Source organism: Phenylobacterium sp. FG114, assembly GCF_057809855.1.
Window position 1 is genome coordinate 367,259 of record NZ_JBMDKU010000003.1, and the last position, 24,139, is coordinate 391,397.

19 protein-coding genes are annotated in these 24,139 nt (G+C 69.3%); 8 read left to right on the forward strand and 11 right to left on the reverse strand.

Features of this window, described 5'->3' with window-relative positions; all coding sequences use genetic code 11:
* Positions 1-82 precede the first annotated feature (82 nt).
* Both ACODSY_RS07135 and ACODSY_RS07140 read right to left on the reverse strand, forming a co-directional pair.
* On the reverse strand, positions 83-937 hold the full coding sequence (locus tag ACODSY_RS07135; RefSeq protein WP_488951016.1) for an aldose 1-epimerase: 855 nt from the start codon (positions 935-937) through the stop codon (positions 83-85).
* The gene (locus ACODSY_RS07140) at positions 934-1,593 is read right to left on the reverse strand and encodes a TetR/AcrR family transcriptional regulator (RefSeq protein WP_488951017.1); all 660 of its coding nucleotides are present in this window, start codon (positions 1,591-1,593) and stop codon (positions 934-936) included. The genes ACODSY_RS07135 and ACODSY_RS07140 overlap by 4 nt, the downstream gene beginning before the upstream one ends.
* Before the next feature lie 258 nt (positions 1,594-1,851).
* On the opposite strand from ACODSY_RS07140, the gene ACODSY_RS07145 reads away from it, so the two are divergent.
* The gene (locus ACODSY_RS07145) at positions 1,852-3,069 is read left to right on the forward strand and encodes an amino acid aminotransferase (RefSeq protein ID WP_488951018.1); all 1,218 of its coding nucleotides are present in this window, start codon (positions 1,852-1,854) and stop codon (positions 3,067-3,069) included.
* Here ACODSY_RS07145 and ACODSY_RS07150 read toward each other — a convergent pair.
* Genes ACODSY_RS07150 through ACODSY_RS07160 form a run of 3 tightly spaced genes read right to left on the reverse strand, consistent with a single transcriptional unit; the run spans position 3,036 to position 8,081 of the window.
* On the reverse strand, positions 3,036-4,328 hold the full coding sequence (locus tag ACODSY_RS07150; RefSeq protein ID WP_488951019.1) for an APC family permease: 1,293 nt from the start codon (positions 4,326-4,328) through the stop codon (positions 3,036-3,038). The genes ACODSY_RS07145 and ACODSY_RS07150 overlap by 34 nt on opposite strands.
* Positions 4,329-4,338: 10 nt before the next feature.
* Positions 4,339-6,060, reverse strand: a complete 1,722-nt coding sequence (locus tag ACODSY_RS07155) for a M61 metallopeptidase family protein (RefSeq protein ID WP_488951020.1) — start codon at positions 6,058-6,060, stop codon at positions 4,339-4,341.
* A complete protein-coding gene (locus ACODSY_RS07160) occupies positions 6,060-8,081 on the reverse strand; it encodes an amidohydrolase family protein (RefSeq protein WP_488951021.1) in 2,022 nt (673 codons plus the stop codon). Before ACODSY_RS07160 ends, ACODSY_RS07155 begins: the two co-directional genes overlap by 1 nt.
* Before the next feature lie 217 nt (positions 8,082-8,298).
* Here ACODSY_RS07160 and ACODSY_RS07165 point away from each other — a divergent pair, with 217 nt between their 5' ends.
* Positions 8,299-9,792, forward strand: coding sequence for a S10 family peptidase (locus ACODSY_RS07165; RefSeq protein ID WP_488951022.1), 1,494 nt, complete (start codon positions 8,299-8,301; stop codon positions 9,790-9,792).
* Between the two features lie 5 nt (positions 9,793-9,797).
* Positions 9,798-11,267 carry a S10 family serine carboxypeptidase-like protein gene (locus ACODSY_RS07170; RefSeq protein ID WP_488951023.1) on the forward strand — a complete coding sequence of 490 codons (1,470 nt, stop codon included), beginning with the start codon at positions 9,798-9,800 and terminating at the stop codon, positions 11,265-11,267.
* On the opposite strand, the gene ACODSY_RS07175 is transcribed toward ACODSY_RS07170, so the two are convergent.
* The 4 genes from ACODSY_RS07175 to ACODSY_RS07190 form a co-directional block, all read right to left on the reverse strand.
* Positions 11,268-11,969, reverse strand: a complete 702-nt coding sequence (locus ACODSY_RS07175; protein ID WP_488951024.1) for a class I SAM-dependent methyltransferase — start codon at positions 11,967-11,969, stop codon at positions 11,268-11,270. It lies immediately after the preceding gene.
* Positions 11,959-12,423, reverse strand: coding sequence for an RrF2 family transcriptional regulator (locus ACODSY_RS07180; protein ID WP_488951025.1), 465 nt, complete (start codon positions 12,421-12,423; stop codon positions 11,959-11,961). The genes ACODSY_RS07175 and ACODSY_RS07180 overlap by 11 nt, the downstream gene beginning before the upstream one ends.
* A 71-nt stretch (positions 12,424-12,494) precedes the next feature.
* Complete coding sequence (locus tag ACODSY_RS07185; RefSeq protein WP_488951026.1) at positions 12,495-13,436, reverse strand: ornithine cyclodeaminase family protein; 942 nt, start codon at positions 13,434-13,436, stop codon at positions 12,495-12,497.
* Positions 13,437-13,526: 90 nt separating this feature from the next.
* On the reverse strand, positions 13,527-16,511 hold the full coding sequence (locus ACODSY_RS07190; RefSeq protein WP_488951027.1) for a TonB-dependent receptor domain-containing protein: 2,985 nt from the start codon (positions 16,509-16,511) through the stop codon (positions 13,527-13,529).
* Between the two features lie 291 nt (positions 16,512-16,802).
* Between ACODSY_RS07190 and ACODSY_RS07195 the strand changes: the two genes are divergently transcribed.
* From ACODSY_RS07195 to ACODSY_RS07205, 3 genes are all read left to right on the forward strand, one after another.
* Entirely contained in the window at positions 16,803-17,285 is a 483-nt protein-coding gene (locus tag ACODSY_RS07195; RefSeq protein ID WP_068876012.1) for an Lrp/AsnC family transcriptional regulator, read from the forward strand.
* Positions 17,286-17,385: 100 nt separating this feature from the next.
* On the forward strand, positions 17,386-18,651 hold the full coding sequence (locus ACODSY_RS07200; RefSeq protein ID WP_488951028.1) for an aminotransferase class V-fold PLP-dependent enzyme: 1,266 nt from the start codon (positions 17,386-17,388) through the stop codon (positions 18,649-18,651).
* Entirely contained in the window at positions 18,648-20,246 is a 1,599-nt protein-coding gene (locus tag ACODSY_RS07205; protein ID WP_488951029.1) for a S10 family peptidase, read from the forward strand. The genes ACODSY_RS07200 and ACODSY_RS07205 overlap by 4 nt, the downstream gene beginning before the upstream one ends.
* Positions 20,247-20,298: 52 nt before the next feature.
* On the opposite strand, the gene ACODSY_RS07210 is transcribed toward ACODSY_RS07205, so the two are convergent.
* Entirely contained in the window at positions 20,299-20,754 is a 456-nt protein-coding gene (locus tag ACODSY_RS07210; protein ID WP_488951030.1) for a hypothetical protein, read from the reverse strand.
* A 549-nt stretch (positions 20,755-21,303) separates the two neighbouring features.
* Between ACODSY_RS07210 and ACODSY_RS07215 the strand changes: the two genes are divergently transcribed.
* Positions 21,304-21,645, forward strand: coding sequence for a hypothetical protein (locus tag ACODSY_RS07215; protein ID WP_488951031.1), 342 nt, complete (start codon positions 21,304-21,306; stop codon positions 21,643-21,645).
* A 136-nt stretch (positions 21,646-21,781) separates the two neighbouring features.
* Complete coding sequence (locus tag ACODSY_RS07220) at positions 21,782-22,372, forward strand: hypothetical protein (RefSeq protein ID WP_488951032.1); 591 nt, start codon at positions 21,782-21,784, stop codon at positions 22,370-22,372.
* A 134-nt stretch (positions 22,373-22,506) separates the two neighbouring features.
* On the opposite strand, the gene ACODSY_RS07225 is transcribed toward ACODSY_RS07220, so the two are convergent.
* Positions 22,507-24,015, reverse strand: coding sequence for a S10 family serine carboxypeptidase-like protein (locus ACODSY_RS07225; protein ID WP_488951033.1), 1,509 nt, complete (start codon positions 24,013-24,015; stop codon positions 22,507-22,509).
* Positions 24,016-24,139 lie beyond the last annotated feature (124 nt).

Genomic DNA, 24,139 nt, shown 5'->3' on the forward strand with positions numbered 1-24,139 from the left:
TCTCCTCCAGCGGTCTCGCGCCGCCATGCTTGTATGACGTTGTGCCGGAGGTGGTCTGACCAATCAAGTGGATTGTTAGCGCTCACATGAGCGCGAGGCGCATCTCCGCCGTCAGGGTCTCGCCTGGTTGCAGGACGTGGACGCCCTGGACCAAGGGATCGGCCATGTTCACGGCGTTGGGCGCGTGGCTGACCGGCTCGACGCAGAAGAAGTCCTGGTCCGGCGGCGCGTATAGGTGGAGCCAGCCGAAGGTGGGTGAGGCGGTCAGCTCCAGCGACGGCAGGCCCGGCCCGAGATCAATCCGGGCCGCGCCGTCCCAGCCGCTGTGGCAATGGTCGAGCAGGCGGTTGGACCGCAGGGCCGCGCCGGCGACCCAGGGCGAGGTGGGGATGTGCTCGACGGGCAGCAGGTCGTCCGAAGCGAACCAGAGACCGGTCGTGCGTGCGGTCAGCCGCGCCGTCGGACTGTGCGGGAAATAGGGGTGCAGTCCCAGGCCGAAGGGACCGTCCGCGGTGTCGAGGTTGGTGACCTCCAGTCCGACGGCGAGCGCGTCGGGCGCGAGGCGGAAGGTCTGCCGCGCTCGATAGCGCCAGGGCCATTCGGTGGCGGCAGGTTCGAACGACAGCTCGGCGGAGTCCCCGCCCCTAGCCTCCACCCGCCAGGCGCTGCGCCAGCCGTCGCCGTGCAGCGGGTGGGCCTGGCCGGCCATGTTGCGGCTGAGGGTCGCCGTTCGCCCCCCGAAGGCGAAGCAACCGTCGGCGATGCGGTTGGCGTAGGGGACCAATGGGAAGCAGGCGGTCTCCAGCACGTCCGCCGCGTCCTCCGGCGCGGGCCGCAGCAGGTCGCGACTCTCGTGGGTCAGCGACAGGATCGCGCCGCCGAGCGCGGGGTCGAAGGCCAGCCGCATCGCGCCGGCCTCGAGAACCTCGCGGGTCATCCCCGATCGACGCCGAGGTAGCGGATCATCATCAGGGCGAGTTCTTCGTGGAGCACCGGGTCGTCGGCGGCCCACGGCCCCGGCCCGTGCAGCATGGCCGAGATGATCTGGCCGTGCATCATGCGGATCGCGAGATGGGCGCGCTTCTGGAGCCCCTCGTCCGCCGCCATGCCCCGGGCCTTCAGCAGCCGCACCACATATTCCGCCTCGATGGCCTCGATCCGCCGCATGGGCGGCCAGACGTTCTGGCCCCGCAGGCTGAGCTCGAAGAGCGCGCGGTAGTAGCCTTCGATGCCGCGCATGGTGCGCGCGGTATTGTGGGTCAGCCGATTGAGCAGCTCCTCCAGGGTCTCGCCCGCCCGGGCGGGGTCCTGGAAGAATTTCGAGATATTGGCCTCGGCGTGGGCCGCCATGTCGGCCTGCAACGCCAGGAAGAAGGCCTCCTTGTCCTCGAAGCGGCGATAGAAGCTGCCCACCGAACAGCCCGCCCGCTTGGCGATGTCGGTGACGTGGGTTTCCCAGAAGCCGCTCGCGGCGAAGGCGCGTTCGCCGGCCTTCAGCAAGCGGTCGCGCTGCTCGCGGCTGCGGGTCTGGTACGCCGGGCGGGTCCAGGCCGGATCGGCCGCCGTGGCTTCGAGAGGCTTGGCTTTGGACATCCCGTCTCCGCTGCTCGTCCTGAGGTTTAGCCGCCACAGCCCAGGTTTCCAATCCGCACCGCGTTCCGGAACCGCGATTCCGTTCAACTGCCTAACGCGGCCGCCCGCCGACGCGAGCGCCTATGTTCCAGCGTGGACGGCGACGGCCCGACAGATCCTTCCCCTGTCTGCGCCCATCTTGGAATCCGAATGCGACGACCGTCACCTTGGCGACGAGAAAGACAACCTTATGCGCGCGCAAACAGATAGATTGCGCTCATGAGCTCGACCGACACCGCCTCCGCCCGCGCCGCCGCCGGCGTCCTGTTCGACGGACTGCTGCCCCAGCCGCCGGACGCGGTGTTGGCCGTCAGCAAGATGTACCGCGAGGATCCGCGCCCGACGAAGATCGACGTGGGTGTCGGGGTCTACAAGGACGCACAGGGCAAGACGCCGGTGTTCGCCGCGATGAAGGCCGCCGAGCGACGCCTGCTGGAGACCCAGGACACCAAGGCCTACCTCGGGCCCGAGGGCGACTTTGGCTACCTGGAGCGGCTGGCGCCCATCGCGTTCGGGACGGGCGCGGCGGCGGCCGACCTGTTCGGCGTGCAGACGCCCGGCGGCACCGGGGCTCTGCGTCTGGCGGCCGAGCTGGCCAATTCGGGCAAGCCCGGCGCGAAGATTTGGCTGGGCCAGCCCTCGTGGCCGATCCATGCGCCGATCTTCGCCGAGGCCGGGCTGGAGGTGGCGAGCTTCCGCCACTTCGACCCCAAAACCCAGGCGCTGACCTTCGACGAGACGATCTCGGCGCTGAAGGGCGCCTCTGCCGGCGACGTCGTCCTGCTGCATGGCTGCTGCCACAACCCCAGCGGCGCGGACCCCAGCGCCGAGCAGTGGCGGGAGCTGACGCGAGTGATCCTGGAGCGCGGCCTCGTGCCGCTGATCGACCTGGCCTACCAGGGCCTGGGCGGCGGGCTGGACGAGGACGCCGCCGGCCTGCGGATCGTGCTGGACGCCGTGGACAACGCCATGGTCGCCTATTCCTGCGACAAGAACTTCGGCCTCTACCGCGAGCGGACCGGGGCCCTCTTCGTGCGCGCCCGGGCCCATGCCGAGGTGGTGCGCACCAACATCCTGAAGATCGCCCGCTGCGCCTGGTCGATGCCGCCCGACCACGGCGCCGCCGCCGTGCGCCTGATCCTGGAGGACGAAGCCCTGACCGCGTCGTGGCGCGAGGAGCTGGAGGCCTGCCGCCTGCGGCTGCAGTCGATGCGCGAGGCGCTGGCCGAGGCCGACCCGCGCTTCGAGCCGATCCGCGAGCAGAAGGGCATGTTCTCGATGCTGGCGCTGTCGCCGGCCCAGGTCGAAGCCATGCGGCGCGACCACGGCGTCTACATGACCGGCAACGGCCGCATCAACATCGCGGGCCTGACGGCCGAGACGATCCCGGCCTTCGCCGGCGCCTACGACGCCGTCCTGCGGGACACGAAGGCGTAGTAGGCGAGGCCCAGGACCAGCCAGCCGGCCAGCAGGGCGTAGGGCTTCCAGTCGGTGCTGAAGCCGAGGCTGGCGATCACCAGCGCGGCGACGATGCCGAGCGCGGACAGGCCCTTCACCAGGCCCGTGCTGAAGCGGAGGCGCGCCTGGGCGTGCACCTCGGGATGCTTGTCGGCCACGACGTAGGCCGCCAGGCACGAGCCCGCGTACTTCATCATCGTCGGGATGTTCACCGCCAGCAGCAGGAACAGCAGGCTGGAGGGCAGGAACAGGCCCAGGCAGCAGGCCAGGAAAGCCACCACCGTGGCCACGTGCGGCGTGCCGAACTTCGGATGGATGCGGCCCAGCGGTTCGGGCAGCACGCCGGCGCGGCCCATGGCGTACAGGAACCGCGCGAAGACCAGGAACACGGCGTTCATCGACTTCAGCAGCGCCAGGACGGCGGCGGTGACGATCAACGGGGTAGCCCAGCCGCCCAGCGCCTTCTCGGCGGCGGTCAGCAGCGGGGCGTCGCTGGCGGCCAGCGCATCCGCGCCCACCAGGCTCAGGGCCGTGAAGGCGATGGCGAGATAGACGACCACGGTCAGGACCAGCGCCAGCGCCAGGCCGAGCGGCACCACGCGCTTGGGATCGGCCACCTCCTCGCCCACCTCGGTGGTGGTCTCGATGCCCAGGAAGAGCTGGATCATCAGCGGCAGGGCCGCGACGATCGGCGCCCAGCCGACGTTCAGGGACTGGGTGATGAGTTGCGGCTTGAGCTGCGGCGCGCCGGCGACGACGAACACCGCGAACACCCCCAGCAACAGCAGCATCATGACCGTCTGGGCGCGCGCGGCGAGGGCGACGCCCAGGAAGTTCAGGACGAAGACGGCGAGGAACAGGCCGAACATCACCGGCTTGGCCGGCACGGCGATCACCTTGCCCAGGTAGCTCACCAGCACCGTGCCCAGCACGATCATCACCACCGCGTTGGACAGGATGCGCAGCCAGACGATGCCGAAGGCGATGATCGGGTGGGTGAACTGGCGCTGCCACTCGAACGAGGCGGCGGTACGCGGCACGGCCGAGGCCATGTAGGCGTAGACCAGGCCGAACAGCACCATCGGCAGGGCGGCCAGCACGCAGGCGACGAGGATGCCCTCGTGGCCGACCTGGGCCGCCGGCCCGAGGACCGAGAAGATCGAGGCGCCGATGGCGGTGCCCGCGCCCAGCATCACCAGATCGATGAGGCGGACGCCGTGGCGGAGCTGTTCGGTCATGCGGGTTCCGTCAGAAGCGGCAGGCGGCATCAGGCGTCTTCGGATCGCGCGCCCAGCGATAGCCTTCGACGGCCGGGCCGCGGGGCAGGAAGCTCACGGTCGTCTGGGACTCGCCGCGGCGCAAGGTGAGCTTGAGCGGCACGTTCTCGTCCTTGCGCGAGGCGTTGAGGTCGCCGGCCTCGACGATGACGTCGCCGTTGCGCACGCCGGCCGCCTCGGCTTCCGAGCCGGGCTCCACATCCTTCACCACGCGGTCGTCGTTCAGCGAGGTGGGGGCGAAGCCGAGGCGGAACGTGCGGACCGCGCGCGGTTCGACGACGAGGCACGGCGCATAGAGTCTCGCGGGGGGCAGGAGCAGGCCGCCACTGGTCATCAGCTCATAGCCCGCCTTGGCTTTCTCGGGTCCGATCTCCTTGCCGACCAGCTCCAGCCACACCGGGACGCCATAGGCCTGCCCCGCGTCCAGGCGACGGCGCATCTCCTTGGCGACGTCGTCCAGGCTGCGCTTGCCGCCCGAGGCCTCGCGGATCGCCGCATCGGTCTGTTGCAGATAGAGCCAGCCGCGGCCGTACGGCACGGTCTGGGCCGCCGGATCGTCCCAGAACCTCTTCGCCGCCTCGGGACTGGTCGCCCGCACATAGGGATTCGAATAGTAGGCGGTGGCGCGATCGTTGAAGGTCTCGAGCAGGCGCTCCGTGGTGATCGCCTTCGCGCGCCAGCTGAGGACGGTCGAGTAGTATTCGGCCATGCCCTCGGAGTACCAGGCGGTCTCGCCATGATCGCCTTGCATGGCCGGCCAGGTGTGGGCCATCTCGTGGGCCAGCAGGCCCTGCAGACCGTCGACCGTTGGCTTCGAAGGCGGGTGGTAGCCGAACATGAAGGACCGGGCGAGGCCGGTGCCGCCCGTCCCCAGGTAGGGGTTCTGGCGCACGAAGACGCGGTAGCTGCCGCCCTTGTCGCCGAAGAACTGGGCCATGCTGCCGTAGAGCGCCTTCATCTTCGCGCCGAGGTCAGCGGCGTCGAAGGGCGGGTCGGACAGCCAGTAGAAGTCGAAGTCCGGATCGGCCTTGGCCGGGTACGACTTCATAGGGCCGGCATAGTAGTAGCTGAACTGCAGGCTTTCGGAGGGCAGCACGGTCTCGACGGTCCCCTCGCCCAGCGACCAGATCCCGCGAGATCCGGCCGGCGCCTGGGAAAGGTCCCACGACAGCCGCACCTTCCAGGGACCGGAGGCCACCGGCGCGACGAGGAAGCCGTTCCCCGCGCCCGCGAAGCCGCCGGCCTCCTCGCGCAGGTCGAACAGCGGGCCGTTCTTGGTGGCGGCCGTCACCTTGCGGGGGGGTGCCTTGTAGCTGACGACCACGTCGCCGGTCGTGGCGCGGCCGACGATCCAGCGGCGGTAGACGCCCTGCGGCGTCGGTGGCTCCTCGGCCTTGGTGAGCGGGATCGGGCCCTGGTCGTCGCGCGCCTGCAGCGCGTCGTCGGGCCACGGCGGTGTGGGGATGCCCACCAGCTTCAGCGGCAGGCGGACCAAGGCGTCGCCGGCCTTCAGCGCCGGCGCCTGCAGGGTCATTCTGACGCCCATGTAGCTGTCGTCGCCGCCCGCAGCGTGCGGGGTCAGGACCACCTCCAGCTTCGGCGGCTCGGCTGCGGCGGCCTGGCCCACCGCGAGCGCCACAAAGGCGGCGGCGAGAAGCGCGGCGGCGGCGGACACGGCGACTTTGCGGATCATCAGCGCGGCGCCGTCACGGGGGGCGGGGCGGCGAACGGCTTGATCGCCAGGTGCTCGTAGATCTCGGCCGGGTAGTAGGCGACGCCGCCGACCATGGTCATGCGGTTCTTGCGCAGGGCGCTGATGTCGGCGACCGGATCGCCGTCGACCAGGATGAAGTCGGCCAGCTTGCCGCGCTCGATCGTGCCCAGCTGGCTGTCGCGCTTGAAGTAGCGCTCGGCGCCCAGGGTGCTGAGGTAGAGCGCGCGGCCCGATGGGATGCCGGCGGCGACATAGACCTCCATCTCCCGCAGGTTGGAGAAACCGGTGCCGTCGTCGGTGCCGGGCAGCAGCTGTATGCCGTTGTCGTCCAGCATCTTCAGCACCTCGAGCACCTTCCTGAAGCCGGCCTGGTAGTCGGCGTCGTCCTGGGGCGTCTTGATCGTCACGAAGCTGCGCTTGCGGTAGCGCTGGTAGCCGATCGGCACGTGGCTGAGGTAGGGCGCGTCGCCGGCCTGGACCTCGCCGGAGCGCGACAACATCAGGCGCTCCAGGATCATCGCGGTGGTGTCGAGCGCGATGCCCTTCTCCTTCATCAGGGCGACGGTCTTCTGGACGCGGGCCGAGCTGAGATCGAGGTCCTTGCCACGCGCCATGCCGGTGAGGCGCAGCGGCGTGCGGGTGTCTTCCTTCGGGTCGAGGATCCAGCCCAGCATGAGCTGGTTGATGTGGGCGATGTCGTTGTAGCCATCGCCAATCACGCGATCGGGCGAGGAGAAGGCCGGCACGTGGCCGGTGACACCCATCCCCAGCTTGTGGGCCTCGGCCGCGACCGCGGCGACCCAGTCGGGGTTGAAGCTGTTGTAGATCTTGATCTGCCAGTAGCCGTGGTCGGCGTACCAGTGGACGTCCTTGATCGCGTCTTCCAGGCTGTCGGCGATGAAGCCGTTGCGCGCCGAGTAGGGGCTGCGGCCCTCCAGGAAGCCGTTCCGGACGATGCGCGGCCCGGCCAGCTTGCCGGTCGCCAGCCCGTCCAGCATCGCCAGCAGGCGTTCGTTGTCGTTGCCCTGGTCGCGCGTCGCGGTAACGCCGGCGGCCAGGTTGAACAGGTTGGACGACAGGGTGGTGTGCGAGTGCATGTCGTGCAGGCCAGGGACCAGCGTGCCGCCCTGCCCGTCGATCACCGTCTCGCCGGCCGGCGCCGGCCCCCCCGCATCGTTGGCCCACACGCCGGTGATCCGGTCGTCATAGACCACCACCGTCGAGAGGCCGCCCACCTTCATCGACACGGGATCGAAGACGCGCACGTTGCGGATGCGGACCGGCCCGTCGAAGCGGTGCGCCAGCTTCTTCTGCGCCGCCTCGGCCCGCGCCTGGCCGATCTCGCGGTTCATCTTCTGCAGGACCGGGATCTGGTCCTCGTAGCCCTCGCGGATCAGGCCGCCCGAGGCGAACAGCTCGCCCTTCGCGTCGACCAGCACATAGTCGGGCTCCAGGTCGATGCCGGCCAGTTCGTAGACCGTGAGCGGGACGGCCCTCTTGCCTTCGCCCAGGGTGATCTTGCGCACCTCGGTCAGGCGCAGGCTGCCGGACGGGGCGACCGGCAGGGTGTGGTTCGGCGCCTTCAGCAACGCCTTCACATAGACGCCCAGCATCCAGGGGCTGACGTCGTTGCCGATGTAGAGCAGCGGCTTGGGCGAAGCGACCTGGCCCTTGTCGGCCTGGCTCACCCACTCGGCCTGGCCGGCCTTCCACGCGTAGTGCTCGTGCACCGGACTGCCGAACAGGGACTCGCCCTCGATGTTCCAGCTCACCGGGAAGCCGGCGGCGTCGGCGTCGATGGTTTCTCGCGCCTTGGGGCCGCGGCCGTTGTTCGAGATGGCGTAGTCGACCTTGGTGGTCCGCCCCTGCACATCGGCGACCAGGTGGCCGACCTTCTCGCCGTTGGCGATGGCCGTGTAGCGGAACGTCTCCGCCGAGGCGGGAACGGACAGGCTGAGGGCCAGAAGCGCGCCCACGGCGGCGGCGGTCTTGAACGGCATGAACGGAACCCCTCGACGATGGCATCATCGTACCTTTGGGGATGGGATTTTCTATTCGAACTGCAGGGCTCGCGTCTGGACGGCGACAAGTTCAATGCACATCCGTGGCGGCGGCGACATAGGCTATGCCTCGCGTTTTCCGCCACCGCGGCAGAACGAAAAGAAAATCCGACGGGGGCGCGCTAGCGTTCCATCCTGGCCAGTTCAGGGGGCGTCGATGACCGAGATCACCAAGCGTGCGTTGCTGGGCGCGGGCGGGCTGCTGACCCTGGCGGCGGGCGCCGCGCAGGCGGCCGAGGGCGGACCGTTCGTAACGAGGCACTCGGGCGTCTTCAACGGACGGAAGGTCGACTACGTCGCCACCGTGGGCGAGACGGTGATCACCGGCGCCGACGGCCAGCCGACCATCCGCTTCGTCTGCACCTCGTACGTGAAGACGGGCGGCGACCCGAAGACGCGGCCGGTGCTGTTCGCCTTCAACGGTGGCCCCTCCAGCTCCTCGTCGACGCTGCACATGGTGGCCCTGGGCCCCAAGCGGATCGTGGTGGAGCAGGACCCGAAGGCGCCCGGCGCGCCGCCCGCCACGGTCGACAACACCCTGACCGTGCTGGACGTGGCCGACATCGTCTTCATCGACCCGGCCGAAACCGGGTTCACGCGCATCCAGCCGGGCGGCAAGCGCGACTATTTCTACTCCATCGAGGGCGACAGCCAGTCGGTCTCGGACTTCGTGGTCGCCTGGATCAAGTCCAACGGCCGCGAAGCGTCGCCGAAGTATGTGCTGGGCGAGAGCTACGGCACCCAGCGCGCCGCCTTCATGGCCGGCCAACTGGCGAAGGTCATGCCCCTGGATGGCGTGTTCCTATTCGGCCAGGCGGTGAACATGATCGAGACCAGCCAGCGCGCGAAGAACGTGCTGGCCTACGCCACAAACCTGCCGGCGCTGACCGCCATCGCGGCCTATCACGGCAAGGCGCCCGCCTGGAAAGGCAAGTCGATGTCCCAGGTGGTCGACGAGTCCTACGCCTTCGGGATGGGTGAGTACCTGCAAGCGCTGCTGCAGGGCTACGACCTGCCGGCGGCGAAGCGGAAGGCGCTGGCCGGAAAGCTGCAGGCGATGACTGGCGTGAGCGCCGCCTACTACCTGGCCAACGACCTGGTGATCACCAAGATCGCCTTCGCCACCGAGCTGCTGAAGCCGGAAGGGCAGATGATGGGCATCTACGACGCCCGCTACGTCGGCCCCCTGCCCCAGCCCGGCCAGCGCGCGCAGGACCCGTTCGGCAAGGCGCGCGGCGCCATCGAGCCGATGGTGCAGCAGCACCTGTCGCAGAACCTGGGCGTCACCTGGCCCATGAGCGACTACCGCTCGATCGCGCCGGGCTCGAGCGCCTGGACCTGGGGCGGGACGCTGGGGCCGGGCGGCCCCTTCCTCGACTATGACTACCCCTCGCGGATCGACGCGGCGTTCAAGGCCAACCCGAAGTTCCGGCTGATGATCGGCACTGGCGTCTTCGACCTGACCACCACGGCGGGCCCGGCGCGCTACATGGTCACCAAGAGCGACTGGCCGCGCGAGCGGATCTTCCAGCGCCTCTACTGGGGCGGCCACATGGCCTACACCCACATCCCCTCGCACAAGGCGTTCTGCGAGGATGTCCGCGCCTGGGTGAGCGGCGGCAAGCCCGGCCCGCAGAAGCTGGAAGCCTAGGTCCGATGCGCAGCCTGCTCGCCGCCGGGCTGGCCGGCCTGACCCTGGCCGCCACGGGGCCGGTGCTGGCCCTGCCGGCGGCCGAGACGCCCGTACTCACCCAGCACCGGATCACCGTCGGCGGCAAGCCGCTGGCCTACACCGCCGAGGTGGGCCGGATCGCGATCCGCGACGCCGAGACCGGCGAGCCGCGGGGCTGGATGGGCTACATCGCCTATCGCGTTGCGTCGACGAAGCCGCGGCCGGTCGCCTTCGTCTGGAACGGCGGGCCGGGGGCCAATTCGGCGACGCTGCACTTCGAGGTGGCCGGGCCGAAGCGGAGCGAGGCCGGCGAGCTGGTGGACAACCAGGAGACCTGGCTGACCGACGCCGACCTGGTGTTCGTCGATCCCATCGGCACGGGTTTCAGCCGGCCGGTGAAGGCCGAATACGCCGAGGCCTTCTACGGCACGGTGGGCGACGTGGCCTCTGTGACCGAATTCGTCCGGGCGTGGCGGCTGCAGCATGGGACCGAGGCCAATCCCCTCTACCTGATCGGCGAGAGCTGGGGTGCGGGGCGCGCGGCCAACGTCGGCTATGCGCTCCTGAAGCGCGGCGTGCCGGTGGCGGGACTGGGCCTGGTCTCGGGCGGCACGGGGCTGTCGCGCCTGGGCGAGGACGGGCCGGTCGGGCCGCTGAAGATCGTCGGCTTCTCGGCGACGGCGTTCGCGCTCGGCAAGCTGGCGCCCGATGTCGGAGCCGACACCGCAACCGTCGAGGCGGCGGCGGGCAAGTGGGTGCGCGAGACCTACGCGCCGGCCCTGGCGCGGCGCGACCAGCTCTCGGACGCCGAGCGCGACCAAGTGGCCGCCGGCCTGTCACGCTTCACGGGCGTGCCCGCCGACAAGATCGACCGCAAGACGCTGGCCCTGACGCCGCGCCAGTTCCGCACCTTGCTGGTTCCCGGCAAGACGCTGAACACCTTCGACATGCGGATCAACGACGAGCCGCGGGCCGCGTCGCGCGACGCCATCCTGGCCTATCTCCGCGGCGACCTGGGCTATCGCACCGACCTGCCGTACGTGGGCCTGGAGGCCCAGGACGATGGCTACCTGCCCGACGGCAAGCCCGTGCAGGGCGTGGGCGCCCGCTGGGACTACGCCACCGCCAAGGTGACGCCCGAGGAGCGGCAGGCGGCCATCGCCGAGGCGGTGCGCACAGGGGCCGGTCCGCCCAACCTGGGCCCGCCGCTGCCAGCGACCGCCGAGGCCGTGGCGCTGAACCCGAACCTGCGGGTGCTGGTGGCCTCGGGGCTCTACGACTCCCTGGCCAACTGCGCGGGCGCGGAAGAAACAGGACGAAGTCTGCCGGCGCCGCTGAAGGCGGCCATGAGCTTCCGCTGCTATCCCGGCGGCCACATGATGTACCGCGACCAGCCCACCCGGCTGAAGTTCAGCGCGGACATCCGCAAGCTGGTGTCGGGCGGCTTGCCCTGACTAGGCGTAGGCGACCCACCCCCGCCAGGTGAAGGCGGCGTAGAACGGCGTCACGTCGCGGAAGCCGGCTTCGCGCAGGATTGACTCGTCCTGTTCGGGCGAGAACATGTTGAGGTTCGCCTCGACGGCCGTGAGCATCGCCTGGGCTCGCTCGGGATCCACGCCCGAGGTGACGGCGAAGGCCGCGTAGCGTGACAGCCAGGCCGACCGCGCGCCCGCGTCCTGGGGGAAGCTGGCGTGGACGGCCACGAACGGCGCGCCCGGCTTGAGCCTCCGGCGGATCTCGGAGGCGGTGCGGCGGCGCGCCTCCGCGTCCAAGAAATGCAGCGTGAGCAGGCAGGTGGCCGCGTCGAACGGCCCCTCGGGGGCGTCGTCCACGTAGCCGGTGACGAGCTCGGCCCGCCCGGCGTGCGGCCCCAGCGTCGAGGCCGCCAATTGCAGCATCGGTCCGGACGGGTCGACGCCGACGAAGGTCCAGTCCGGATGGGCGTCCGCGAAGGCGCGCAGCTCGAGACCGCCGCCAGCGCCGACGACGAGCACCCTGGCGTGGGCCGGCGCGCGTTCGGCCAGCAGGATCCCCGCCATGCGGTGGATGTCCGCGAAGCCCGGCACGAAGCGTGGCGGACCTTCGGTGTAGCGCGCGACGGCTTCGGGGTCCGAGAACGGCGCCAGTAGCGGCGCGACGCCGGCGTCAGTCGGCATGGATCGTCTCCAGTTGGAACGCGCCGCCCCGCGCGGCCAGCCGCGCATGAAAGTCGGCGCTGAGGGTTGCGAGCGTCACCGTTTCCAGCCGCGCCAGGATGAGGGCCTCCGCCGCCTGCAGGGCGCCGTCCAACGCCGCATTGACCGCCTGTTCCACGAGGCATGCGGGATCGGCGTCGCGGTGGCCGATCGCGAAGAGCGACGGCCGGCCGAGGCTCTCGTAAACGTCCCCGACCGTGACCTCCGTCCGGTCGCACGCGAGGCTCCAGCCGCCGCCGTGGCCCTTCTCCGAGCGGACGAGGCCGCGGTCGCGCAGGCCCGCCATGGTGCGGCGGACGACCGCCGGGTTGGTCTGCATGGCCCGCGCCAGCACCTCGGAGGTCACCGGACCATCGCTCTCGGCCATGTGCAGCAGGACGTGCAAGACGCCCGACAGGCGGCTGTCGTATTTCATGTAGCTTCAATAGCTACATGATAAGGTACGCGTCAAGGCGGCGAGGACAACCGAGGCCTGTTGGTGTGTGGCTAACCCGCCTCGTACAGCGCCTTGGCGGCGGCCAGGTCCTGCACCACGTGGCCGAGGGACTTGTAGACGGTGATCTGGTCGGCGGACTGGCGGCCTTCGAGGTCGCCGGCCAGGACCTGGCCGATCTCGCCTACCACATGGCTGTCGTCGATGAGGCCGGCGGCCTTGGCGTAGAGGAACTCGGCGCCCTGGGCGAGCACGCCCTCGCGGCTGTCGGCGATGAAGCGCGAGCGGACGACCAGATCGTGGTCGGCCTCGGTCGGGCCCGGACCGCTGGAGCCGACCAGGTTCACATGCGTGCCCGGCGCCACCCAGTCGCCTAGAAGGATCGGCTCGCGGGCGCCCGAGACGGCGGTGACGATGTCGGCGCCGGTGACGGCCTGGCGAACGGTAGGCGCGGCGAAGGTGGGCACGCCCAACTCGGCCTCGATGGCCTTGGCGAAGGCCTTGGCGCGGACCTCGTCGCGGCCCCAGACGGTGATGGCCTCCAGCTTGCGGACGCGGCTGATCGCGCGGGCGTGGGTGCCGGCCTGTTCGCCGTAGCCGAGGATCGCCATGCGGCTGGATTCCGGTCGCGCGAGTGCGTCGGTGGCCACCGCACTGGCGGCCGCGGTGCGGATGGCGGTGACCTCGCCGGCATGGGCGATGCACACGGGCGCGCCCGTCTCGCCGTCGAACAGCACGACCACGCCCTGGTGCGACTGGATCCCCTTGGCGAAGTTGCCGTGGAAGACGCTGATCAGCTTGGCGCCGAAGTAGCTCTGGGTTCCGAGCGCGCCCGGCATGATCCCGAACACCCGCCCCTCGCTCAGCGGCAGGATCGAGCGCAGGTGCTGCCGGGTTTCGCCCTTCGAGAAGGCGATCATCGCCTGGCGCACCAGCGGGATGCAGAGCTCGTAGGTCAGCTTCTCGCGGACCTCGTCCCGGTCGATCACGCGCATCGGCAAGCCCTCCCCACGGAATCAGAACGCGGCGGCAGTGTGGGGACCGCCGCCGCGTTCACGCGACCCGATACTCTGGCTCGCGCCGAACTAGAAGCGGGCCTTCAGGCCGACGTAGTACTGCCGGCCCAGGATGTCGCCGTAGTTCCGGGTGGGGAACGAGGGCTCTTCGTCGGTGAGGTTCGTGACGCCGCCGCGGATCGTGTAGTTGCCGATCTCGTACGCCGCCGACACGTTGTGGCGGATGTTTTCCTTGATCGTCGGCGTCGGGTTGTTCTCGATCGTCGACGTGTAGGTGTCCTTCACCGCCGACAGGTAGTTGAGCGCGTAGTTCAGGCGCAACGGACCCTTGTGCCAGCGCATGTCGAACCGGACCCGTAGGTCGGGCGACGGGCCGAAGTCGGGGGTCCGCGCCGTGTTGTCGACCCGCGTAAGATCGACGCCGGTCACCGAGATCTCGAACTTCTCGATCCGGGTGGCCTCGACGTTCAGCTCCAGCTCGCCGAGGTCGCGGTCGTCGAAGTAGCGGCCGATCGGGAAGGTGTAGTTGATGTTGTACACCTCGCCGCGGAAGGTGATCCGGCCGGCGTTGAAGGTGGTCGAGCGCGCCGTCACGATCTGGCCGGTGGCGTCACGGGTGAAGGTGCCACAGATGTCGGCCGGCTGTTCCGCCAGGTCATAGCAGGTGGCTAGGAAGCTCTGGGGCGTGAAGGACGACAGGCCATCCTTCAGGTCGATCTCAATCCGGTCGGCGACGATGCTCAGGCCCGGCACGAAGGTCGGCTGGAACACGAAGCCGTAGGTCCAGGTCTTCGAGATCTCGTTCCGCAGGTCGGGGTTGCCGCCGCTGGTGATGTTGGCGCCCGAGAAGTTCTCCGAGAGGTCCTGGAAGGTCGCCAGCGGGCCGTAGCCCGGGTTCGCGCGGAACAGCGCCTGGCAATTGGCGAGACGGACAGCCGGGTTCGGCCCGCCCGCGATCCGGTCGGCGTCGCACGGGTCCTGCGCGATGGAGCCCAGGGCGGTGCGCTGCGGCGCGAAGAGCTGGTCGAGGTTCGGCGCGCGGAAATTGCGGCTGCGCGAGGCGCGGAGCGAGAAGCCGTCGACCACTTCCCAGCGGCCGCCCACGCCCCAGACGTCTTCCTTGCCGGCGATGGAATTGTCCACGTAGCGGTAGGAGCCGTTCAGTTCGACGGTCTTGGCGAAGGGCAGCGAGACGTCGCCGCCCAGCACCGGCACCAGCAGTTCGCCGGCGAACTCGTTGGTCTTGTAGTCGCCGCCGCTGGCCAGCGTCGCCACCTGCGAGCCGGTGAGGCCGAGCTGGAGCGAACGGATCGGCACGAACTTGGCCTTCTCCTCACGGTGCTCGTACGAGGCGCTGAACTTCACCTTGCCCGCCGGCAGGGCGAACAGGTCGCCGCCGAACGTCGCCAGCAGGTCGTCCTGGGTGTTCAGGTAGTCTTGGCCGATCGGCGTCGTGGCGTAGAGGCGGGCCTCCTGGGTGACGTTGCCCACGCCGAACGGGTTGATCGGAGCGCAGGCCGGGTCGTCGTTGGCGGTCGAGGCGTCGGCGTTGATCGCGCAGACGATGTTGCCCGCGCTGTTGCGGACCGCGTTGATCGCGTTGTTGAAGCGCTGGGTGTTGACGCCGTACGCGCGGATCTTGCCGTCGGTCTCGGCGTGGCTGAACGAGACGCTCCAGTAGAAGTTGCGCTCGCCCACGTCGAAGTCGCCGTCCAGCGACAGCAGGGCGCGGACCGTGTCGGTCCGGTAGTCCTGCTCGCGGGTCGGCAGCAGGTCGGACCACCACTTCGACAGGGTGAGCGGCGGGCCGCCGGGGCCGAGGATGTTCCTCACCGCCTGCGAGAGATACGGATTGGTGCGCGAGACGGCGATCGCCCCGGAGCCGGTGGCGGCGCCGTTGAGCACCGTGTTGCTGGCCTGCTGGCCGTACGGGTCGCGGGTTTCGACGCGGGCGTACAGCAGCTCGCCCGACAGCTTGATGCGGTCAGTGATGTCGTAGTGGCCGATGAGCGTCCCGCTCCAGCGTTCCGTGCCGGTCACGAGGGCGGCCAGCTCCTGGTAGGGATTGCCGTCGCCGCCGCTGGTGAAGGGCGGCACGTTCGGGTTCAGGAGATTGCCGATGCTGTAGGGGACCAGCGTCTGGCCGTCGGCGCTGAACTGCTGCGGCACGCCGCCGACCCGGTAGATCGAACTGGCGAAGGGCGGGCCCGGATTGAACAGCACGCCGTTGGCGTTGAAGCTGACGAAGCGGCTGTTCAGGTTCTCGACGCCGGAGGGAATGCCGTCGGAATTCGTGCGGTTGGCGGGGTTGGAGACCACGACGCGGCCCAGGTTCGAGCGCGGGCGGTCGTAGTCGTAGAGCGGGCGGGTCTTGGACCACTCGACGTTCACGGCCAGGTTGGCGCGGTCGTCCAGGAAGTTGCGGCCGGCGGTCGCCCGCAGGCTGCTCGTCGGGTAGTCGTCACGCGACGAGATGCCGTACTGGGCGTCCAGCTCCAGGCCCGTGAAGTCCTCACGCAGGATGTAGTTCACGACGCCGGCCACGGCGTCCGAGCCGTAGACCGCGCCGCCGCCTGCCTGGGACACGTCGATGCGCGAGATCAGGCCGGTCGGGATGATGTTCGTATCGACCACGCGTTCGCCCGCGCCCGAACCGGCGCCCGAGCCGGCTGACGTCGTCACGAAACGGCGGCCGTTCACCAGCGTCAGCGTGCGTCCGGCGCCCAGGCCGAAGAGGTTGGGGAATTGCTGGCCGTTGCCCGCCGCCGAGCCGCTGCCCGCGGCCTGGGCGAACTGGGGCATGTTGGCGGTGAGCTCGTTCAGGGCCTGGCCGGCCTGGATGAAGCCGCGATCCTCGAGCGCCTGGGCCGTCAGCACCGTCACCGGCGCCTCGGTCGTCGTCTCGGCGCGACGGATGCGCGAACCGGTGACGACGATTTCGCCGATCTCGCTGGCGCCTTCCGCCGCGGTCTGGGCGTAGGCCGGCGCACCGACGGCGAGCACGAGCCCTCCGATCACCGTGGAAGCCAGCATGCGAGCGCGAATGGTATTCATCTCAAAGATCCCCCAGGGGTCTGAAGCCTGAGCCGGCCCGCGGTTTCCGCGTGTCTCCGGCGAACTCCTTGCCACTCACAGACCGTAGGTTCGGGACGCCGGTTTTTCTTTTCGTTCTTCGAACCTTTGCCCGTTCGACACACATTGATAATGCAGGCGCCCCGCCGGCCACGAATGGGCAATGCAGCCCGAGGCAGTTCGCTCAAATCCTCTTCCGCGACGTGACCGTTCCTTGACAGCCGCGCTTGGCGCATCCGCTATGCGCCCATGGCCCGACGCAAAGACGAAGTTATGCCCGCCGCCCTGGACGCGATCGACATCAAGATCCTCGACCTGATGCAGCGCGACGCCTCGCTCTCCACCGGCGAACTCGCCGAGCGGGTGGGGCTGTCCCAGTCGCCGTGCTGGCGGCGCATCCAGCGGCTCCGTGAGGAAGGCTACATCAAGGCCGTCGTCGCCATCGTCGACCACGAGCTGGTCGGGTTCAAGATGCAGATCTTCGCCCAGGTGAAGATGACCACCCTCACCGAGGAGGAGCGGGCGAACTTCTACAAGGCGATCAACAGCATCCCCGAGATTCTGGAGTGCTGGACCGTCTTCGGGGAGATGGACGCCATGATGAAGATCCTGGCCCCCGACGTGACCTGGTACCAGGACTTCATCTTCTCGGTGCTGCTGAAGCTGCCGGGCGTAGTGGACGTCCGGTCCATCGTCACCCTGTCGGCCCAGAAGAGCACCATGGCGGTGCCGCTGACCGCGCGGAAGTTCCGCTGAGCGCACGAATAAATCATCCAAGCGACCCCCCGGCGTTCGGCAAGTACGAAAGGATAATTCGGCGGCCGGGCGCTAGCATCCGCGGGAGGCAGGACGTCCGATGAAGTTCACCCGTAGAGCGCTGGTGGCCGCCGCGGCGGCCACGCCCGGACTGGCCCACGCGGCCCAGGCGCCGGCGGCGACTCCGCCGGCGGGCGCGACGACGACGACCCTCCCCGCCAGATCGGCCTTCGCCAAGATGCCGTACGTCTACCTGGACGCCGGCTCGACGCACCCGATGCCGCTGGGCGCCAAGGCGGCGCTGGAAGAATACCTCCGCTACAAGACCCGCGACGGCCTGTGGACCGGCTACTCCATGGACGCCAAGGAGAAGGCGGTGATCGAGGGCTTCGGCGCCCTGGTCGGCGCCGCGCCGGACGAGCTCACCTTCATCCAGTCCACCACCATGGGCGAGAACCTGGTGCTGCAGGCCCTGGGCTATCCGCAGGCCGGCGGGCGGATCGTCACCGACGCCCTGCACTTCTTCGGCTCGTTCTACACCTACGGCGAGCTCGGCAAGCTGGGCGTCGACGTGGTCACCCTGCCGATGACGCCCGAAGGCCGCATCGACATGAAGGCCATGGCGGCGGCGGTGAACGACAAGACCAGGCTGGTCTCGATCAGCCACGTCTCCACCACCAACGGCTTCGAGCACGACCTGAAGGCCGTCTGCGACCTGGCGCATGCGCACGGCGCCTATGTCTATGCCGACATCGTCCACGGCGCCGGCTCGACCCCGCTGGACCTGCGCGCGGCCGGCGTCGATTTCGCGGCCTGCTCTTCCTACAAGTGGCTGATGGGCGACTTCGGCCTGGGCTTCCTCTACGTCCGCCGGGAGCTGCAGGAGAAGATCCAGCGGCCCTGGTGGGGCTACCATCAGGTGGGCGGCCGGTTCGTCACCCACGTCTTCCCGTTCGACCCGCCCGGCGAGACCGTCGCCGACTACGGCTACGCCAAGGGCGCCGCCGGCGACTTCGCCATGGGCACCACCTCGTGGACCGGCGTCGTCCAGCTCGAGCACAGCCTGGGCTTCATCCAGAAGCTGGGCGTGCAGAACATCCAGGCCTGGCGCCAGCCGATGGCCGACGCGGTGCAGGGCGAGCTGCGCCGCCGGGGCTATCAGCCGCTGACGCCGCTCGGCAGCCGCACGCCGCTGGTGGCCTTCGCGCTGAAGGACGCCCGCGCCAAGCTGGGCGAGTTGCTGGCGAAGAACGACCTGCGCCTGACGGTCAGCGCCAACCGCTTCCGCGTCTCGCTCGGGGTGTTCAACGACATGAACGACATCGACCGGCTACTCGCCGTCCTGCCAAAGGCCCCGCCCGCGTGAAGCTCGCCGCGCTGTTCGCCGCCACCGCCCTGACGGCCACCTCCGCCTTCGCCCAGGCGCCCGCCCCCGCCGCGCCGCCTGCCGCCGCCAACGCCGGCCCGTTCTCGATCCCGATGTCGCGACCGACCGCGCCCGGCCCGGTCGAGCCGCTGCCCGCCCCCAAGCGGTTCGTCAGCAAGCGGACGATCACGGTCAAGGGCGTGAAGGTCCCCTACACGGCCATCGCCGGCGAGACCTATCTCTACAACCGCGCCGCCGAGCCGATCGGCTCGATCTTCTCGTTCAGCTACCTCAAGGACGGCCCATCTAAAGAAACAGGGGGCGACCCGAAGCGCCCCGTGCTGTTCGTGTTCAACGGCGGACCGGGCTCGTCGTCGCTGTGGCTGCACATGGGTGTGGTGGGCCCCCGCCGGGTGGTGCTGAACCAGGAGGTGAACCCCTCTAACGTCCCGCCCTTCGGCGTGGCGGACAATCCCTACAGCCTGCTGGATGTCGCCGACCTGGTGTTCATCGATCCGGTGGGCACGGGCTGGTCCAAGGTGGTCGGCAAGGGGACGACCGCCGACTTCTGGGGCGTCGACGAGGACGCCGACACGGTCAGCCAGTTCATCGAGCTCTGGCTTTCAGAGCACAGGCGCTGGAACTCGCCGAAGTTCGTGATGGGCGAGAGCTACGGCTCGGTGCGCGCCGCCGTCCTGCCACGCGCCCTGATGGGCGGGCCGCTCTACGTGGGGACGATGCGCGGCATCACCCTGAACGGCGTGATCCTGCTGGGCACGACGCTGAACGCGCGCATCGGCCAGCCGGGCGACGAAGGGCCGGAGATGCGGACCGCCCTCAGCCTTCCGGCCATGGCCGACACCGCCTGGTACCACCAGAAGATCGACCGCAAGGGCCGCGGCCTGGAGACCTTCCACCAGGAGGTTCTGGCCTTCGCCAAGGGCGACTACGTCGAGGCGCTGAAGAAGGCGGCCGCCGGCACGCTGACGCCGGCCGAGCGGACCGCCATGGCCGAGCGGCTGGCCGGCTACACCGGCGTGCCCGCCCAGGCCTATGAGAAGAGCCTGTCGATCCAGGACGCCGCCTTCGGCCGGATGATCCTGGCGGACAAGGGGCTGCAGGTGGGCGCCTACGACAGCCGCTACACCCTGCCCCTGGCCGGCAGCGGCAATGATCCGGTGGGCGACGATCCCGCCATGGGCCGCTATGTGCCGGGCTTCGTGGCCGCCTTCCACCAGATGGTCGCCGACGACCTGAAGATCGACATGGACCGGCCGTACGGCGCCATCGTCTGGAAGGACCTGCTGCCGTCCTGGAACTGGGAGCGCCGCGGCGTGCCGCCGGGCCAGAGCTTCGCCACCGACCTGGCCGTGGCCATGCGCCGGAACGAGAAGCTGCGGGTGCTGGTGGCCTCGGGCTACTACGACCTCACCACCCATCCGGCGCCGGCGGAGTACTCAGTGGAACAGGCCAAGATGCCGATGGATAGGGTCATGCTCCGCCGCTACGCCTCGGGCCACATGCTGTACCTGGGCGACACCGCCGAGGCCTTCGCCGACGACGTGCGGACGCTGATCAGAGAGGCGACGAAGTAGGCGCAGAGTGGTCGCTGCGAGGTTCCGCAGGGGGTGGGTTGCGGACATCGCGCTAGATGCCTTTCGCATCCCACCTCGCTCGTATCTCGGCGTCGGCAAGGGTGAGCGCATCATCGCCTTCGGGCGAGTCGCAGTCGGATGCGAAGTAGATGATTGAGAGCGCCGCCCGCTGCCCGTCGTAATCGCCGACGTGCCTCATCAGCCTGACGCCTTGCTGCCAGGGGAGCGACGCGCCGTCGATCAGAGCGTGAGCGGCCTGAAGCACCGGCGACTTGAGGGGATGATCGGGACCAGCCACCCATTCCGAAACGAGGTCGCGTAGTCGCGATTTCTCGACGAGGCCGTGACGGGGCGGCCGACATAGCTCGTGCAAGACGCAGAATGCTGCGTTGAGCGAGATTGCCCATCCCTGTCCGACCAGGGCAGAAGCTGACGGCTCGTCATACGGAAAGCGACCATCGAAGGGCGCCGTAAACGCCTTCTCAGAGTCGGCATCATGCAGGATCATCTGGCCAAACTCGCAGCCGACGATGGGGTCCGCAACGGGTCTATTTGCGGACCTAGCAACGGGCGGTTGCAGTGACTAGCCTAGCTTCACCATTGTCGGGGATTTTGGAACAGTGACTGCACGATTGGCGAAGTGGTTGGCGCGTCTCCCTTGGAGCCTAGTGTTCATACTGGCGGGCCTAACGGCGCTCTTCGTCTTCGTTTTCACGGGCGCATCGATCATGTCGGTGCCCGAGCGGTTAGGTGCCGCTGGAATATACTTCGCCATGGGGTGCGCGGTGTATGGCGGCCTAGTCGCACTCGGGCGCTACGCGCTCCGGCGGTGACGTCCGCAACGGGTCGATTTCGCCCGTTGGCTGCCGGCCCGATAGCTGACCTCAGCCGTTTGACCCGGGAGCGGACGTTCTTACGTCAAGCCGGGGTGGACAGCGGCCATCGCCCGTCGTCAGACTGCCGCATGGCGAGCGCAGTTTGGACCGCAGTGGCGGCGTTGCTTCTTCAGGCGGGGACAGTCGCAGATCAAAGGGCTCCTTCGATCCCTCAGGTCGGCATGACGGTCGCACCAAAGGACGCCAGTATCCTTGCGCGGGAAAAGAACGATCCGGTGGCGGCGCGCTGCGCCCAGGTCGCAGATGGTTTCGCTGCGAAGGTGAAGGCGGAAGTCGGCGATGTGAGTATCCGTCATGGGCCTGACGGAGGCACAGTATGGACCGCCACCTTGCTCATGGCCCGTGAGCCGCCCCTTGGGCCGCGCATGTCGTGTGACGCGCGGAGCTTCACCATCGGCAATGACACGTTCGACGTGTCGAAATCGGCCGAAGAGATGCCATGGCCTTACTGCGGATGGGGGCTCGCCAAGGAAGATCGTGTCGGGGTCCGCTGCCGAAGCTAAGGTCAGTCCGACCGTCTCAATGTCGGCGATGGGTCGATGGCGGTCCCCAGGCTGCTGGCGAGAATCCGACGTGTCGCCAGATTGCCAGCCGCGCTGAGACTTGACGGCCCAGCCTCAACGTTCTACTTTTGTTCCCATGCAAGCCGAGACCGCCCAGCTCGACGAAATGCGCGCCGCCGCGCACGCCCTGGGCATGGCCTTCGCCCAGGCGGCGCAGGTCGAGGAGGATCTCGACCGCAAGCTGGCCCTCTTCGACGCCTTCCACCGCAGTTTCGCCTCCGTGCGCCTCTCCATCGCGCTGGCCCTGCGCCTTGAGCGCGAGACGCGCATGCCGGCGCGGGTCGAGATCGAGCGCCCCGAAACCGAGCGCCCCGAAACTGAACGCCCTGAGGCGGAGCGCGCCGAGGGGCCTGAGCGTCCTGAACGCTATGACGAGCGCGACCGCGATCGCGAGACGGAGAGCGCCAGCTTCCCGATTCTCTTGCGCACCCTGGGCAGCGTCGCCGACGACGCCGAGACGCTGCTGCCGCAGGCGGCTGAACTCCCCACCTTGCGCGAGCTCCTCGACCGTGTGGGCGTCCACACCGTGGCTGCGGCGCCTATCGCGATGCCGCTCCGATCCCGCCTCTCCGGCGGAACCGCCACCCTCACCCTGCCGCCGCCCAACCGGCCCGGCGGGCTGCCGAACGGCTTGCCCCGACGATCCACCGGCCCTCCGCGCAGGTGACCCGGCCCGCAACGCGTCGAACCGCCCTCCCCGCCGCCAACCCAACGATTGTCATTCCGGCTTCGCCGTTACGCGAAGACCGGGACCCATTGGGCGTGGCGTTTCGGGATGGGACGTGCAGCCCCTCCGGGTTATTATTTCGGCGTCACGAACGCCCGCACCGCCGCGTCGAACGCCGCCAGGTTCTCCGGGTGGTCGTAGACGCCGTGGGGGCCGGCGAAATAGGCGGCGGTGAGCTGGGCGCCGGGCACGCCCGCCTGGTCCAGCACGTAGCGGCCGGCGTAGGACGGGGTGGTCAGGTCGTAGTACCCTGCCGCCCAGAAGAGCCGCATTTTCGGGTTCTCGCGCATGGCCTGGCCCAAGGCGTCGTAGGGATTGGCGCCGCGTTCGTGGGTCCAGGCCGAGTTCACTTGGAAGTTCACGCCGTAGTACGGGTCGGTCGCCGGGTACTTCAGCACCTCGTTGATGTAGCGGCCCACGACCGGGCTCGGGATCGCGCCGAGGGCCGCCGGACTGGGCGGCGGGGCGGCCGGCGCGCCCGCAGCGCGCTTGGGCACGACGCCCAGGGCCGGGTCGTCGATGGCGCCGTCCTGGCCAGGCTCCAGCGGCGCGGTGATGGTCACGTCCAGCAGGCCCGTGCGCAGGGTCTTGTCCTTGAGGATGTTGAACATCCAGTCGTTCTTGGACAGGCGCAGGTTCTTCTCTTCGATCAGGTCGGCGGGCAGGCCGACGAAGGCCGACATCTTCTCGGCGATCCGGCGCTTCTCCGCGGGCGGCAGGCTGCCGCCCTGGATCAGGGCGGTGACGTATTCGGTGCGGGCGAACTGCAGCGCCTCGGCGAACACCTGGTCGACGGTGCGGCCCGCGCGGTCGATCTTCCGATGATACCAGGCGCCGGCCGCCATGGTCGGCAGGGCCACGACGTAGGGCATTTCGCGGCCGGGGGTCTCGCCGGCCAGGGCGATCAGCAGGACGCCGTCGAACGGCAGGTCCTTCGACAGCTTCACGATCGTGGCGGCCCGGGTGGTGCCGTAGCTCTCGCCCGCCAGGTAGCGCGGCGAGGCCTCGCGCCCGTTGGCCTTGAGCCAGGCCTGGATGACCGTCTTCACGGCCAGGGCGTCGCCGGTGTTGCCATAGAAGGCCTTGCCGTCTTGGCCGGAGAACAGCCGGGAGAAGCCCGTGCCGACGGGATCGATGAACACCAGGTCGACGGCGTCCAGCGGGCTGGTCGCATTGGGCTCCCAGCCGCCGCCGCTGCGGTCGTCGGGGGCGGTCCTGGTGCGCTTGTAGGGACCCAGCGCGCTCATGTGCAGCGGCGAGGACGAGGCGCCAGGCCCGCCGTTGAACATGAACATGACCGGCCGCTTGGTCCGGTCCTTCACCCCATCACGGACGTAGGCGATCGTCGTGGCCGTCGCGGCCGGCCTGCCCGCGGCGTCGGTCAGGACGGTCTCGGCGACGGTCGCCGTGTACTTCAGCTTCTGGCCGTTGAAGACGCCCTCGTGCTTCGTCACCGCCATGCGGGGCGCGCGCGCGCCATCTGTCGTGGGCGTTGCCGGCGCCTGGGCCTGGGCGGCCAGGGGCGCCGCCGCCAGCAACACGAGGCCCAGCGCGGCCAGCCCGCCATTGCGCAGTTTGGTCATCCGATATCCCCAGCTCACGAGGAGACTAGCCCCCGCCGCGCGGATTTTCCTTTCGTTGTCGGACCTGCGGATGCGCCGACGCCGCCGCCTCGCCATTCGCCGCCGCGACCCGTGCATGACTTAT